At 45.3% G+C, this 15,194-nt stretch carries 9 protein-coding genes, 2 tRNA genes and 3 rRNA genes; 6 read left to right on the top strand and 8 right to left on the bottom strand.

Annotated features, from left to right (window positions below; translation table 11 throughout):
* Positions 1-23: 23 nt before the first annotated feature.
* From RHM67_RS18545 to RHM67_RS18575, 7 genes are all read right to left on the bottom strand, one after another.
* Entirely contained in the window at positions 24-1,097 is a 1,074-nt protein-coding gene (locus tag RHM67_RS18545) for an AAA family ATPase (RefSeq protein ID WP_322228691.1), read from the bottom strand.
* 302 nt (positions 1,098-1,399) lie between these two features.
* Positions 1,400-1,511: ribosomal RNA gene (gene rrf / locus RHM67_RS18550) — 5S ribosomal RNA — on the bottom strand.
* A 262-nt stretch (positions 1,512-1,773) separates the two neighbouring features.
* Positions 1,774-4,656, bottom strand: a 23S ribosomal RNA gene (locus RHM67_RS18555).
* Positions 4,657-5,051: 395 nt separating this feature from the next.
* Positions 5,052-5,128, bottom strand: a tRNA-Ala gene (locus tag RHM67_RS18560).
* 46 nt (positions 5,129-5,174) lie between these two features.
* A tRNA-Ile gene (locus RHM67_RS18565) sits at positions 5,175-5,249 on the bottom strand.
* A 161-nt stretch (positions 5,250-5,410) separates the two neighbouring features.
* A 16S ribosomal RNA gene (locus tag RHM67_RS18570) occupies positions 5,411-6,932 on the bottom strand.
* Together the 16S, 23S and 5S rRNA genes with 2 tRNA genes alongside form the textbook arrangement of a ribosomal RNA operon.
* Positions 6,933-7,006: 74 nt before the next feature.
* Complete coding sequence (locus RHM67_RS18575; protein WP_322228693.1) at positions 7,007-7,150, bottom strand: hypothetical protein; 144 nt, start codon at positions 7,148-7,150, stop codon at positions 7,007-7,009.
* A 1,184-nt stretch (positions 7,151-8,334) separates the two neighbouring features.
* Here RHM67_RS18575 and RHM67_RS18580 point away from each other — a divergent pair.
* From RHM67_RS18580 to RHM67_RS18595, 4 genes are all read left to right on the top strand, one after another.
* Positions 8,335-9,270, top strand: a complete 936-nt coding sequence (locus tag RHM67_RS18580; protein WP_322228694.1) for an outer membrane protein assembly factor BamD — start codon at positions 8,335-8,337, stop codon at positions 9,268-9,270.
* 15 nt (positions 9,271-9,285) lie between these two features.
* Positions 9,286-9,630: a DNA-directed RNA polymerase subunit omega gene (locus RHM67_RS18585; RefSeq protein WP_322228696.1), complete on the top strand. Its 345-nt coding sequence runs from the start codon at positions 9,286-9,288 to the stop codon at positions 9,628-9,630.
* A 125-nt stretch (positions 9,631-9,755) separates the two neighbouring features.
* Complete coding sequence (gene coaBC / locus RHM67_RS18590; RefSeq protein WP_322228697.1) at positions 9,756-10,958, top strand: bifunctional phosphopantothenoylcysteine decarboxylase/phosphopantothenate--cysteine ligase CoaBC; 1,203 nt, start codon at positions 9,756-9,758, stop codon at positions 10,956-10,958.
* Positions 10,955-11,851, top strand: coding sequence for a DUF4835 family protein (locus tag RHM67_RS18595; RefSeq protein WP_322228699.1), 897 nt, complete (start codon positions 10,955-10,957; stop codon positions 11,849-11,851). Before coaBC ends, RHM67_RS18595 begins: the two co-directional genes overlap by 4 nt.
* A gap of 15 nt (positions 11,852-11,866) precedes the next feature.
* Here the strand turns inward: RHM67_RS18595 and RHM67_RS18600 are convergent, their stop codons facing one another.
* Positions 11,867-12,454, bottom strand: coding sequence for a TetR/AcrR family transcriptional regulator (locus tag RHM67_RS18600; protein WP_322228701.1), 588 nt, complete (start codon positions 12,452-12,454; stop codon positions 11,867-11,869).
* Positions 12,455-12,657: 203 nt separating this feature from the next.
* On the opposite strand from RHM67_RS18600, the gene recJ reads away from it, so the two are divergent.
* Together recJ and lptB are read left to right on the top strand one after the other, a co-directional pair.
* On the top strand, positions 12,658-14,433 hold the full coding sequence (gene recJ / locus RHM67_RS18605; RefSeq protein ID WP_322228702.1) for a single-stranded-DNA-specific exonuclease RecJ: 1,776 nt from the start codon (positions 12,658-12,660) through the stop codon (positions 14,431-14,433).
* On the top strand, positions 14,430-15,170 hold the full coding sequence (lptB, locus tag RHM67_RS18610; RefSeq protein WP_322228704.1) for an LPS export ABC transporter ATP-binding protein: 741 nt from the start codon (positions 14,430-14,432) through the stop codon (positions 15,168-15,170). Before recJ ends, lptB begins: the two co-directional genes overlap by 4 nt.
* The last annotated feature ends 24 nt before the right edge of the window (positions 15,171-15,194 follow it).

Genomic DNA, 15,194 nt, shown 5'->3' on the forward strand with positions numbered 1-15,194 from the left:
TATCTTTATGATTGAATATTATCTCACTTTTTCATCAACTTATTAACCAATCCCACAGCAATACCCAATTCATTCCCTATTTGGCGCTGGTTGTAACCGGCGGCGGCCAGTTGGGCTACCTTTGGGGCTAATACCTGTTGGTTTATTAAGCGGGTACGCAGGTGCAGGTATTCGTGGCTTTGGCCTTCAAATTGCATTTGCAAAAAGTTACCGGGTTTAGCAATGCGGCAAAGGCATACATTATCTTCACCATAGATCTGCGCGGTGTTACGCTGTTTAATTTGTTTCAAGTAACGCAGGTGTGGGTCGGCCGCGCTGGTGCCCAGGGCAAAGGCGCTGTCGGCAAAGTTCATCAGTAGTTTGCTGCCATGCAGGTCATCGGCCGAGAGCGGTATACCCGGGTTGCGCCGTTTAGGTGTATGGGCCAGCACCAAAATGGATAGGTTGTAATCGTTTTTTAACCCCTTCAGGTTTTTCATAAGGCTTAGCGCCACAGCAGCACTTTCGGTACCACCGCGCAGGCAGCTAATGTTATCAATAATCAATACCGTGGGCTTTAACTGTTGTATCCTATACTCAATGCCGGCAATCAGATGGTCATCATAGTTGCTATCGCCGCCGGCGAGGCCGGTATTTTGGTTAAACTGAGCGCGTATAAACCTATCGGTAAAACTGTAGCTGCCCTGCGCATCGGTATAACGCGTGTAAAATTGCATCAGGCCAAGTTCAAAATCAATGTATAGTACTTTGGCAGGTTCGGCCTGCAGGGCAAAGGGCGCAATGGGCTTGCCTTCGGCTATGCTGTTGCCAATTTGTACGGCCAGTACGCTTTTGCCAACATTGGTATCGGCAAACAAAATAGCGAGTTCGCCCTGGTACCAAAGCTCACCAAAAAGCATTTGGGGTATGGGTTCGCGTTCGCCAAGGTCCATCCAGCGGTTGCCGGTAGCAACGTTAAACAGGTATCGGCATTCCTCAGGGTCGGGAGGCGGCGCGGCCGCTTTTTTCCTTTTAGCCGGGCGGTATGCTACGCCCCGGGCTTCGGCGCGCAGTTGTTCAATAAAGGCAGGTCTTTCTGCGGAGTGGTTTTGGGTCATTTAGGGGCGGTATTTAGGTGGGTTTAAGCAAGATACCGGACGGATCTTACCCCCAAATATACCGGTTATAACAACAGGCCGTGGTGGCACGATACTGTCAGTAGTGTAATTTTGGAAGCATTGATTTTGAGCGCTTTACAAACATGCGCGTGTGTTCACCAGCGTGAACGTGAACATTTGGCTTGTTGGAAATGCGTGGCCGGGCAGGCTCACCATGGCAAACAGGAAAAGGTTTTAAACAAAGAAACCCCTCAACTTTTGGTTGAAGGGTTCTCGTTTAGTCCGTTTACTAACGGATTAAGATTGGGCACCGACCTACTCTCCCACATTTTACTGCAGTACCATCGGCTCTGGCGGGCTTAACTTCTCTGTTCGGAATGGGAAGAGGTGGACACCGCCGATATAGGCACCTGAATATTTTTAAGGTGAAAGCGAAAAGCATAAAGCTTAAGGCTAGTCCTTTTATAATTCGGTATTTGTTTTCACTTTCGGCTTCAGACTTGCGTCTATCAGCTTTCGGCTAAACTTAAACATAATTGAAAGAAGTAAGTATCAGAGAAAACAACAGCTTTGTTTTGCTCGATGATAGAGGCAAGAGATCGGATATGGGAACCTGGATTGCTCCTGGTTCTTACTTCTTACGGTCTTGGTTCTCTACCACCATTCATTACCTGCTATGAGAAAGCTTCGGATTATTAGTATTACTCGACTATGATGTCACCACCTTTATATCTGTAACCTATCAACGTAGTAGTCTGCTACGATCCTCAATGGAAGTCTCATCTTGTGGCTAGTTTCGCACTTAGATGCTTTCAGCGCTTATCTATTCCCAACGTAGCTACTCTGCAGTACACCTGGCGGCATAACAGATTCACCAGAGGTTAGTCCAACCCGGTCCTCTCGTACTAAGGTCAGCCCCACTCAAACTTCCAACGCCCACAACAGATAGGGACCGAACTGTCTCGCGACGTTCTGAACCCAGCTCGCGTGCCACTTTAATGAGCGAACAGCTCAACCCTTGGGACCTTCTCCAGCCCCAGGATGTGACGAGCCGACATCGAGGTGCCAAACCTCCCCGTCGATATGAGCTCTTGGGGGAGATCAGCCTGTTATCCCCAGCGTACCTTTTATCCTTTGAGCGATGGCCCTTCCATGCAGAACCACCGGATCACTATATCCGTCTTTCGACCCTGCTCGGCTTGTCTGCCTCACAGTCAAGCAAGCTTATGCTATTGCACTCCACGTACGGTTACCAAGCGTACTGAGCTTACCTTTGAAAGCCTCCGTTACCTTTTTGGAGGCGACCACCCCAGTCAAACTACCCGCCAAACAATGTTCTCGACATAATCGAGTTAGACACCAAATACAAAAAGGGTGGTATTTCAACGTTGACTAACATACTCCTAGCGAAGCATGATCACAGTCTCCCACCTATCCTACACATCCTGTATCCGATATCAATGTTAAGTTGTAGTGAAGGTGCATGGGGTCTTTCCGTCCCGTTGCGGGTAACCGGCGTCTTCACCGATACCACAATTTCACCGAGCTCATGGCTGAGACAGCGCCCAGATCGTTACACCATTCGTGCAGGTCGGAACTTACCCGACAAGGAATTTCGCTACCTTAGGACCGTTATAGTTACGGCCGCCGTTTACCGGGGCTTCGATTCAATGCTTCTCCTTGCGAATAACATCCCCTCTTAACCTTCCGGCACCGGGCAGGTGTCAGGCCTTATACGTCATCTTTCGATTTTGCAAAGCCATGTGTTTTTGTTAAACAGTCGCCTGGGCCTTTTCACTGCGGCTGATATTGCTACCAGCGCCCCTTCTCCCGAAGTTACAGGGCCATTTTGCCGAGTTCCTTAGCCATGATTCACTCGAGCACCTTAGGATTCTCTCCTCGACTACCTGTGTCGGTTTACGGTACGGGTTTTTATAACCTGAAGCTTAGCGGGTTTTCTTGGAAGTCTGATTACCTGAACTATCACCTTACCCGAAGGCTCAGTGTACTATCAGCTTTCAGCAAATCTGGCGTACTTAACTACCAAACCTATACCTACGGCCTTTAACGAACTATTCCGTCAGTTCGCGTCAGTGTCACTACTCCGTCACCGCATCGCAGTTATAAAAAGTACTGGAATATTAACCAGTTGTCCATCGGCTACGCCCTTCGGCTTCACCTTAGGCCCCGACTAACCCTGATCCGATTAGCGTTGATCAGGAAACCTTAGTCTTTCGGTGGGCGGGTTTCTCTCCCGCCTTATCGTTACTTATGCCTACATTTGCTTTTCTAATTCCTCCACAGTCAATTGTCTTTCCTGCTTCACCGGCAATTAGAATGCTCCCCTACCAGTATATACATAGTATATAATCCATAGCTTCGGTATAACGCTTAATGCCCGTTTATTATCCATGCCCGATCGCTCGACTAGTGAGCTGTTACGCACTCTTTAAATGAATGGCTGCTTCCAAGCCAACATCCTAGCTGTCTATGCAATCGGACCTCGTTAGTTCAACTTAGCGTTAATTTGGGGACCTTAGCTGATGGTCTGGGTTCTTTCCCTCTCGGCCATGGACCTTAGCACCCATAGCCTCACTGCAGTGTATATTATATAGCATTCGGAGTTTGTCTGGATTTGGTAGGATTTGACTCCCCCGCACCCAATCAGTAGCTCTACCTCTATATAACTTAACCACCACGCTGTTCCTAAAAACATTTCGGGGAGTACGAGCTATTTCCCAGTTTGATTAGCCTTTCACCCCTACCCACAGATCATCCGGAAACTTTTCAACGTTTATCGGTTCGGTCCTCCAGTACCTGTTACGGCACCTTCAACCTGTCCATGGGTAGATCACAAGGTTTCGCGTCTACCCCCTCTGACTATACGCCCTATTCAGACTCGCTTTCGCTTCGGATCCGTGTCTTAAACACTTAACCTTGCCAGAGAGGAGTAACTCGTAGGCTCATTATGCAAAAGGCACGCCGTCACACCACGAAGGTGCTCCGACCGCTTGTAAGTACACGGTTTCAGGTTCTATTTCACTCCCCTGTTCGGGGTTCTTTTCACCTTTCCCTCACGGTACTGGTTCACTATCGGTCTCTCAGGAGTATTTAGCCTTACCGGATGGTGCCGGCAGATTCCCACAAGGCGTCTCCGACCTCGCGGTACTCAGGATACCACTATCCTATCATTACTTACCCGTACGCAGCTCTCATGCTCTATGGCGGGGTTTCCCACCCCCTTCCGGTTCATTTTGATATTCATGTTGTGGTCCTACAACCCCAGCTATGCCGTAACATATCTGGTTTGGGCTTCTTCCCTTTCGCTCGCCACTACTCAGGAAATCATTATTATTTTCTCTTCCTCTGCTTACTTAGATGTTTCAGTTCAGCAGGTTTGCGCATATATGCAACTAGTCTTCAACTAGTTAGGTTTCCCCATTCGGAAATCTGCGGATCAATTCATATTTGCTAATCCCCGCAGCTTATCGCAGCTTATCACGTCCTTCATCGCCTCTGAGAGCCAAGGCATCCCCCGTGTACCCTTTCTTACTTTCTTCTATACTTGTACTGCTTTTGCTCAGTACTGTATGCTTTTTGATATGTTGCTCGTTTAGATGCAAGATGTCATGAACCAGGAACCAAGATTTATTGCCGAAGCTTTCTATCTTTTATCTTGTCTCTTATTTCTTGTAACTAAAGCCAAACAACGTCTCTACTGTTGTTTTCTCTTTTTAATTACTTCTTCCAATATGTCAAAGAACTTTACCCTATATCATACAACGTGCATGATAACTTGCATTATATCCTATCCTGTTAAGGAAACGGAGGGTGTAGTGGAGAATAACGGATTCGAACCGATAAACCTCCCGATGTAAATCGGGTTGCTCCAGCCCCTTTCGGCTGATTTCCTTTACTTTATTTCAAAGTGTTAATGTTTGCATCGCGCAAACTTGGTGGAGAATAACGGATTCGAACCGTTGACCCCCTGCGTGCAAGGCAGGTGCTCTAGCCAGCTGAGCTAATCCCCCTTTCAGATGTTTGTTAATACCAAGTCATTCTGGTATCTTCACCTCGTAGTCCCGAGCAGATTTGAACTGCTGACCCCTACATTATCAGTGTAGTGCTCTAACCAAACTGAGCTACAGGACTGTTTGTTTATCTTTACAATCTTGCCACTATTATGGCTGCACCACAACCGATGGCTTCATCTTCCGGGTTGTTTTTTTTAGAGAATAAATAAGAAAATAATCATGCAGGTAACAGTTAAACTGTCATTTGCGTACTCAGGTAATTTTTGGATAATGCTCCAGAAAGGAGGTATTCCAGCCACACCTTCCGGTACGGCTACCTTGTTACGACTTAGCCCCAGTTACCGACTTTACCCTAGGACGCTCCTTACGGTTACGCACTTCAGGCACTTCCAGCTTCCATGGCTTGACGGGCGGTGTGTACAAGGCCCGGGAACGTATTCACCGCATCATTGCTGATATGCGATTACTAGCGAATCCAACTTCACGGGGTCGAGTTGCAGACCCCGATCCGAACTGTGAATGGCTTTACGAGATTGGCATCCTGTTGCCAGGTAGCTGCCCGCTGTACCATCCATTGTAGCACGTGTGTAGCCCCGGACGTAAGGGCCATGATGACTTGACGTCGTCCCCTCCTTCCTCTCTATTTGCATAGGCAGTCTGAATAGAGTCCCCACCATTACGTGCTGGCAACTATTCACAGGGGTTGCGCTCGTTGCGGGACTTAACCCAACACCTCACGGCACGAGCTGACGACAGCCATGCAGCACCTAGTTTCGTGTCCCGAAGGACTGATTCGTCTCTGAATCATTCACTAACTTTCAAGCCCGGGTAAGGTTCCTCGCGTATCATCGAATTAAACCACATGCTCCTCCGCTTGTGCGGGCCCCCGTCAATTCCTTTGAGTTTCACCCTTGCGGGCGTACTCCCCAGGTGGAATACTTAACGCTTTCGCTTAGACGCTGACCGTATATCGCCAACATCGAGTATTCATCGTTTAGGGCGTGGACTACCAGGGTATCTAATCCTGTTTGATCCCCACGCTTTCGTGCCTCAGCGTCAATGACACTTTAGTAAGCTGCCTTCGCAATTGGTGTTCTGTGACATATCTATGCATTTCACCGCTACTTGTCACATTCCGCCTACCTCAAGTGTATTCAAGTTCTTCAGTATCAAAGGCACTGCGATAGTTAAGCTACCGTCTTTCACCCCTGACTTAAAGAACCGCCTACGCACCCTTTAAACCCAATAAATCCGGATAACGCTTGGATCCTCCGTATTACCGCGGCTGCTGGCACGGAGTTAGCCGATCCTTATTCTTACCGTACATTCAGCTTCTCACACGTGAAAAGGTTTATTCCGGTACAAAAGCAGTTTACAACCCGTAGGGCCGTCTTCCTGCACGCGGCATGGCTGGTTCAGGCTTGCGCCCATTGACCAATATTCCTTACTGCTGCCTCCCGTAGGAGTCTGGTCCGTGTCTCAGTACCAGTGTGGGGGGTCATCCTCTCAGATCCCCTAAACATCGTAGCCTTGGTAAGCCATTACCTTACCAACTAGCTAATGTTCCGCATGCCCATCTTAATCCTATAAATATTTGATTACCAGAAAATGCTGTCCGGTAATGTTATGCGGTGTTAATCTCTCTTTCGAGAGGCTATCCCCCAGATTAAGGTAGGTTACATACGTGTTACGCACCCGTGCGCCACTCTCATGAAAAGCAAGCTTCTCAATCCCGTTCGACTTGCATGTATTAGGCCTGCCGCTAGCGTTCATCCTGAGCCAGGATCAAACTCTCCATTGTATAATGTGTTTGTTCAAATCCAGACCCTATTAACTCAATCAATAGAAATCTGTAAAAAAAAATATTCTCTTACATTATCCCATTCCCTTAAGTTCGCTTTGATAACAATCAACCTCATCTTTCGATTCCGCTGCCGTTACGCTGCATAATTTATTCTCTATCTCTTTTAAGAACTTTGCGCCTAACCATCTCGGCTCGGCTTTTATGTCGTCGATCATTGCGATCTAAACTCTCAATCTTGTGTAGCTTTCGAATTGCTCTAAGCTTAACGTTTTTTTAAAAACCGTTTCCGATTTTTTCCCTTCGTTTTGGGATTGCAAAGGTAAAAACCTTTTCTGAATTTGCAAACTTTATTTTTTAATAATTTCGCTTGCTTTTTTCAACGTACAAACCGCAAATTGTTTCCTCTTTAGCGGGCTGCAAAGGTATTAACCTTTGTTGATTTTGCAAACTTTATTTTTTAATATTTTAAAGTTGCTTTTCAATGTACAACCGCAATTTCGTTTCCTCTTTTGCGGGCTGCAAAGGTATTAACCTTTGTTGATTTTGCAAACTTTATTTTCAAATAAATGTTGTGCTATACTTTCAGAGAACGTCCCGCTATTTCGTTTGCGGGTTGCAAAGGTACGCACTAATTTTACTTACGCAAATGGTTTGATGCTTTTATTGATAGTGTAGTTTTAACACACTGTAAATGAAGCAGAAAAAATGCAGTGTATTTAAAAAAATACGCCTTTGGATGCAGCGAGGGGTGTTTTAAATGGATTTTTGAGCTTAAAAACAATTTTTGAGAAATATTAATTTTGGCTGGTACAGTGCATTCTATAGCTGCTAGGTGCTTAAATGATCATTTACATACCCAATCGCAACAAACTTATATGTAGTAGTAAGTTTAAAAAACCATCGCTTGTTTGGCATTTAGTCGTTATAAGGTTTCAGAATGCTGAGGATAGCAGCCTTTACTCATAATAGATTGCTTCCCTCTTGTAGCAATGATGGAAAGAAAGTGATTACTGTACTATCCGTAAATATGGATACCGTCCGTTGGCTAACGGATAAGGCCTGCGAAGTATGATCCGTTGGCTAACGGACCGGACCGCTTCTATCAGCGGCAACGCCATAATATAAAAACAAAAGCACCGGCAAAAGCTATGCCTATATACTATATAATATAAGCCCCACAATGCATACCTATATATACTATATAAACGCATTACTATATAGTATATATAAGCAGCTGTTATCCGGCTATAGATTTCATGCCACGGGCATACCTCACCGTGCCTAACGTTAAAAGATGTTAAATACTTACCTTATATATATAAGGAGCGGTTTTGTCGTTATATATTCGTCCTCTAAATAAATAATTGACTGATTTATAATATTCAACTATCTTTGCAAAATGTTTAAAAAACAACTACTCATATTTTCGGGCGTAATGTTCCTGCTTATTGTTACGCTTGGCAGTTGTAAAAGCAAGTACGAAAAGTTAAAAGCAAGTAACGATAACGCTAAAAAATACCAGGAGGCCGTTAAGTTTTACAATAAAAAGGACTACACAAAAGCCCTTGGCTTATTTGAAGACCTGGTAACTCGTTACCGTGGCCGTGCCGAGGCTGAGGATCTGTTTTACTATTATGCATATACTAACTATAAGCTTAAGGATTATACATCGGCAAGGTTCCACTTTAAAACGTTTGCAGATACTTACCCATCGAGCCCGCGTGCCGAGGAGTGCCGCTTTATTGCTGCTTACTGTTTTTACCTCGATTCGCCTATCTACTCGTTAGACCAGGAGAACACTACCAAGGCTATTGAATCGTTACAGTTGTTTATTAACCTTTACCCTAAAAGCGACCGTGTTACCGAGGCGAGCAAGCTGATCCAAAACTTACGCGATAAGCTGGAGCAAAAATCATACGCTAACTCTAAGTTATATTTAACCATTGGCGATTATCAATCGGCAGCTATTGCGTTTGGTAATACCCTGCGCGATTACCCGGATACGAAGTATGCCGAAGAACTTGAGTTTTTGACCATACGTGCGCAATATGAATTTGCTAAGGTTAGTTTTGAGCGTAAGCAACCTGAACGTTACGACCTAGCGATAAGCTATGCCGATCAGTTTATTGAAAAATACCCGGCAAGCAAGTTTTTACCGGATGCTAATAATTACAAGAAGAACAGCCAGGCAGGCATAGAAAGAGCTAAACGCGTATTGGCCGAAGCAAGCATCGACTATAAAGCGGCCGAGAAATTAGCTAAAAAAGATACGACCACTAAGGCCGGCCAACCTACGTCAATTAAGGACAGACATAATCAGAAAATACCATATTAATAACAGATAAAAGACATGAACGTTAACAACCCAACTAACAAGCCAGCTGTAGCAAGCAGTACAGTTACCCGTGACCTGCGTGAACTGGATGTGAAAACCGACAATATATACGAGTCGTTGGTAATTATGTCAAAAAGGGCAAACCAGATCTCAAACAACATAAAAGAAGAGTTGCACCAAAAACTTTCTGAGTTTGCATCAGCTAACGATAACCTTGAAGAGGTGTTTGAAAACCGCGAGCAAATTGAGATATCTAAATACTACGAAAAATTACCTAAACCTACTTTGGTAGCTATACAGGAATTTTTAGATAACAAAATTTACTACCGCAACCCGGCTAAAGAAGCTAGGGATTTGTAGATATATCCCTACGGGATTACACATATTAAGCCTCTGTCATATCGATGGGGGCTTTATTTGTTTAATAACGTTGGCTAATTTATATATTTGGTTTTTATTTCCCCTTTAGGGGGATGGGGAGTTATATGCTTGAAGGTAAAAAGATTGTTTTAGGAGTTTGCGGGAGTATTGCGGCATACAAATCGGCAACGCTGGTGAGGCTGCTGGTTAAGGCCGGTGCGCAGGTGCAGGTAGTGATGACGCCCGATGCCACTAACTTTATTACCCCGCTTACGCTGTCTACCCTATCTAAACGCCCGGTATATTCCGACTATTTTAAAGCCGAGACCGGCGAGTGGAACAACCACGTAGAGCTTGGGCTTTGGGGCGATGCTATGATATTAGCGCCGGCAAGTGCCAATACTATGGCCAAAATGGCTACGGGCTTGGTTGATAACTTGCTTACCGCGGTGTACCTATCGGCTAAATGCCCGGTGTACTTTGCCCCTGCGATGGACCTGGATATGTGGAAGCACAATGCTACACAGCATAACATTACCGAACTGCAAGGCTTTGGCAATATCCTGATCCCACCGGGAAGCGGGGAACTGGCAAGTGGCCTGCACGGCGAAGGCCGCATGGCCGAGCCGGAAGAGATAGTAGCTTTCCTGGCGGAGAACATCAAAAAAAAACTCCCCTTATTTGGTAAACATATCCTGGTTACAGCCGGCCCTACTTACGAAGCTATAGATCCGGTACGTTTTATAGGCAACCATTCATCAGGTAAAATGGGTTTCGCTTTGGCAGATGAACTGGCTTTGCTTGGCGCGGATGTTACTTTAGTAGCCGGGCCAACCGCGCAAGCAAGCAAATACCAAAGCATTAAACGGATAAACGTAACCAGCGCGGCAGATATGCTTCAGGAGTGCTTAGCCTATTTCCCGGCAGCTAACGCCTGCGTAATGTGTGCCGCCGTGGCAGACTATACGCCTGTTACTGTTGCAGAACAAAAGATAAAAAAACACGACGATGGCCTTAACATCGAACTAAAAAAAACGACGGATATACTAAAAACGCTTGGCGCGCAAAAGTGCGAAGGGCAAATATTGGTAGGTTTTGCTTTGGAAACCGAGCATGAAGAAGAGTATGCCATTGGTAAGCTGCAAAAGAAAAACCTGGATCTTATTGTGCTAAATTCATTAAATGATGCCGGGGCGGGCTTTAAAAGCGATACTAATAAAATAACTTTGATAGACCGCGACCTCAATAAAACCATCTATGATCTTAAAAACAAGGGCGACGTGGCCTATGATATTTGCGTTAAGCTTACCCAACTGCTAAAAAAATGAAGATATATATAACCCTTGCCGTGTTATTTTTTACCTGCTGCGCTGCACATGCCCAGGATTTGAACGCTCGTGTAAAGGTTGTTGCCCCCAAAATACAGGTTACCAACAAGCGCGCCTTGCAAACCCTGCAAACCGCCATGAAAGATTTCCTGAACGGCCGTAAGTGGAGCGCCGATGAAATTGCCCCGCAAGAACGTATAGACTGCAATTTTGTATTGAATATTACCGCCTGGGATGGCAGCAGCACCTTTAGCGGCGAGCTGCAGGTACAATCGTCAAGGCCGGTATTTAATTCTACTTACACCGCTACGCTTGTTAATATTAATGACAAGGACTTTGATTTTACCTATACCGAAGGCCAGACCATTGACTATAGCGATCAGAATTTTCAGAGTAACTTAAGCTCGGTAATGGCGTTTTACGCATACATTATTGTGGGGATGGATTACGATTCGTTCTCTAAATACGGAGGTACACAGTACTTTGCCAATGCCCAAACCATTGCCATTAACGCGCAAACAACATCTTTTAAAGGCTGGAAAGCGTTCGACAATAACCTTAACCGCTATTGGCTGGTAGAGAACCTGAACAACAAAATATATAGCAATCTGCGCGAGTTTATCTATAACTATCACCGAAACGGGCTGGATATTATGGCAGATAATGCCAGTAAAGGCCGCAAATACATCGGCAGTATATTACCGGTACTAAGCCAGGTAGATCGTAAGCGGTTAGGCTCCTACTTCCCGCTGGCTTTTTTTACAGCTAAAAATGCAGAGTTTGTTTCCATATTCAGCAATGGTTCACCGCAGGAAAGGATGCAGGCCATGAATATCCTTTCCCTTGCCGACCCGGCTAATGGCGGTAAATATCAAAGTTTAAAAGCAAGGTAAATACCAGACAGTATGTTATGCTAATTGCTTAAGGTAGTTTTTAAACTCCTGCAAAAATATGTTATAACACGATGACCCCATAGCTTTACCCATATTACGGATGCCGCTGTAACCGGCCACTACAAAGCAGGCCACGTACTCCGGGTTAACATCCTGGCGGATCTGTTTTAACGCTTTGCCCTGGTTAATGCTTTCTTTGATCGCATCCTGCCAATGGTCCGTAAGTTTTAAAAGTCCTTTTTTAAAATCCTCGTTAAGGGGCGACATTTCTTCTATTAAATTCACCGCTGGGCAACCGTACTTGGCACGCAGGAACGGAACTTTCAATAACACCACCCGCATCATTTCGTGGATATCATTTATTGGATCTTTAGCATCAAGCAGTGGTTTTACCAATGAAACATACATCCCAGGATAAATTATCTCGTTGATCATCGCCAACCCCATTTCATCTTTATTTTTAAAATGGTAAAAGAACGCCCCCTTTGTAACTTTAGTTGTCGCTAAAATATTATCAATACTCGTAGCTTGGTACCCCTGCTTATAAATAAGCTCAAAGGATTTGGTCAGAATCATAGTACGTGTATTGGCAGCTTTAGACATTTTAAATACCGATTAGTATGTAACACAAACATACCGGTTAGTTATGTAGCTTCCTAATTTATTTTACATTGTCTGAACTCGAATTAAAGAATTTATAGAATTACCAGGCAACTTATACCCAAACTTCAAAAAATTCGTTAATTCTCGAAATTCGGGTTCAGACGAATTAACTATCTTTACTCTTTTTAAGCGACAGATTATTTATGACTAAACGTTGGGTGTTAAAAGATACGGCAGATGCGGTTACAGTAAAGGAACTTGCTGCCGGGCTTAACATAAACCCGGTTTTGTCGGCCCTGTTGGCACAACGTGGCATCAGCAATTTTGATGAGGCCAAATACTTCTTCCGCCCTACTGAGCTGCACCTGCATGATCCTTTCCTGATGCAGGATATGGAAAAAGCCATCGAACGGATAGAGCAAGCCATCTCCTCAAACGAAAAAATTTTAGTTTATGGCGATTATGATGTGGATGGCACAACAGCCGTTGCACTTACCTATAGCTTTTTCGAGAAAATCCATAAAAATATAGAATACTATATTCCCGATAGGTACAAAGAAGGTTATGGCATCTCAACAATGGGTATTGATTATGCTGCCGAGAATGGCTTCAGTTTAATTATCGCGCTGGATTGTGGCATTAAGTCTGTAGATAAAATTGCTTACGCAAATACCTTAGGTGTTGATTTTATAATTTGTGATCACCACTTGCCCGGCGCGGAATTACCTGCGGCTGTAGCAGTGCTTGATCCTAAACGGTCTGATTGCGGTTATCCTTATAAAGAATTATCCGGCGCAGGCATAGGCTTTAAGCTGATCCAGGCCTGGACGGAAAAGAACGACCTGCCATTTGAGGGCGTTGCCGAATACCTCGACCTTGTAGCCATCAGCATCGCCTGCGATATTGTGCATGTTACCGGCGAGAACCGCGTACTTGCATATTTGGGGTTGAAAAAGATCAACGAAAACCCATGCATCGGTGTAAAAACCTTAATGCAGGTTGCAGGCCGTGGCAGTACATATACAATCAGCGATGTGGTATTTTTATTAGGCCCGCGCATCAACGCTGCCGGCCGGATAGATGATGCCAAGCACGCGGTTGAACTGTTGATAGCCTGCCACGAAGATGCCGCCAAAGAAAAAGGCGATATGATCAACATCCGCAATACCGAACGCAAAGGCCACGACCAACAAATTACCGACGAGGCGCTGAGCATGATAGATAACGACGAGGTGATGATAGCCCGAAAATCTACCGTGGTATTTAATGAGGCCTGGCACAAAGGCGTTATTGGTATCGTTGCATCGCGCCTTACAGAAAAATATTACCGCCCAACTGTAGTACTTACCCGCTCCAACGGGCATGTGGCAGGTTCGGCACGTTCTGTTTTGGGGTATGACCTATACGAGGCGCTTTGCGGATGCAGCGATCTACTTATTCAGTTTGGCGGACATAAGTATGCGGCGGGGTTAACCATGCACCCCGAAAATGTACCGGCCTTTATCGAAAAGTTTGAAGAAGTGGTTGGCTCGACCATTACCGACGAGCAACTGATACAACAGATAAGCATCGATGCCGAGATAGAATTAAAGGATATCGACTCTAAATTCTTCAGGATCCTTAGCCAGTTTGCGCCCTTTGGGCCGGAGAATATGTCGCCGGTGTTCCTCAGTAAAAATGTGTATGTTAGCGGTAATGCGGGTTTAGTTGGCAGTGCACACGTTAAAATGTTTGTGATGCAACCAGGCTCGGCAGCATTTAGCAGCATCGCCTTTAACCAGGGCGAGTTGCTTCCTCAATTAAAACCGGGCGTACCTTTTGACATTTGTTACAGCATAGAAAAGAACGTATGGCGCGAGCAACGCACCATACAATTAAATATAAAGGGGATTATACCCACCCAACCCTCCCCGGCAGGGAGGGCTTTGAAAAGCAATATTAAGTCTCCCCTGCCGGGAGAGATTAGAGAGGGCTTATGATACTTAGAGCAGAGAACTTAATAAAAAAATATAAGCAGCGCGCTGTTGTAAACGACGTTACCTTTAACGTTGCGCAGGGCGAAATTGTGGGTTTACTCGGGCCAAATGGTGCCGGTAAAACCACATCGTTTTACATGATCGTGGGTTTGATAAAACCTAACGAGGGCAAGATCTTCCTGGATGACCAGGACATAACTACCGACCCGATGTACCGCCGCGCGCAAAAGGGTATTGGTTACCTCGCGCAGGAAGCCTCCATTTTCCGCAAGCTTTCTGTAGAAGACAATATTAAGGCCGTGTTGGAGATGGGTAAAATGCCCAAGGATAAACAACAGGATAAGCTGGAGGAGCTGATAGACGAGTTCAGTCTTCATAAGGTACGCCGTAATCGTGGCGATCTGCTATCTGGTGGTGAACGCCGCCGTACCGAGATTGCCCGTGCCCTTGCTGCCGAGCCAAACTTTATCCTGCTGGATGAGCCATTTGCAGGGGTTGACCCTATAGCGGTTGAAGAGATCCAGGCGATGGTTGCCAAGTTGAGGCATCGCAACATCGGCATCCTGATCACTGACCACAATGTGCAGGAAACGCTGTCTATTACTGATCGTGCTTACCTGCTTTTTGAAGGCAAGATCTTAGAATCTGGAGTACCGGAAGTATTGGCCGAGAACGAGATGGTGCGTAAGGTTTACCTGGGCGCCAACTTTGTATTGAAAAGAAAAACATTCCCGCAGTAATTGATTATTTTAGAAGTTCATAGT

Source organism: Mucilaginibacter sp. 5C4 (assembly GCF_034345625.1).
In the GTDB taxonomy this organism is placed as follows: Bacteria; Bacteroidota; Bacteroidia; order Sphingobacteriales; family Sphingobacteriaceae; genus Mucilaginibacter; species Mucilaginibacter aurantiaciroseus.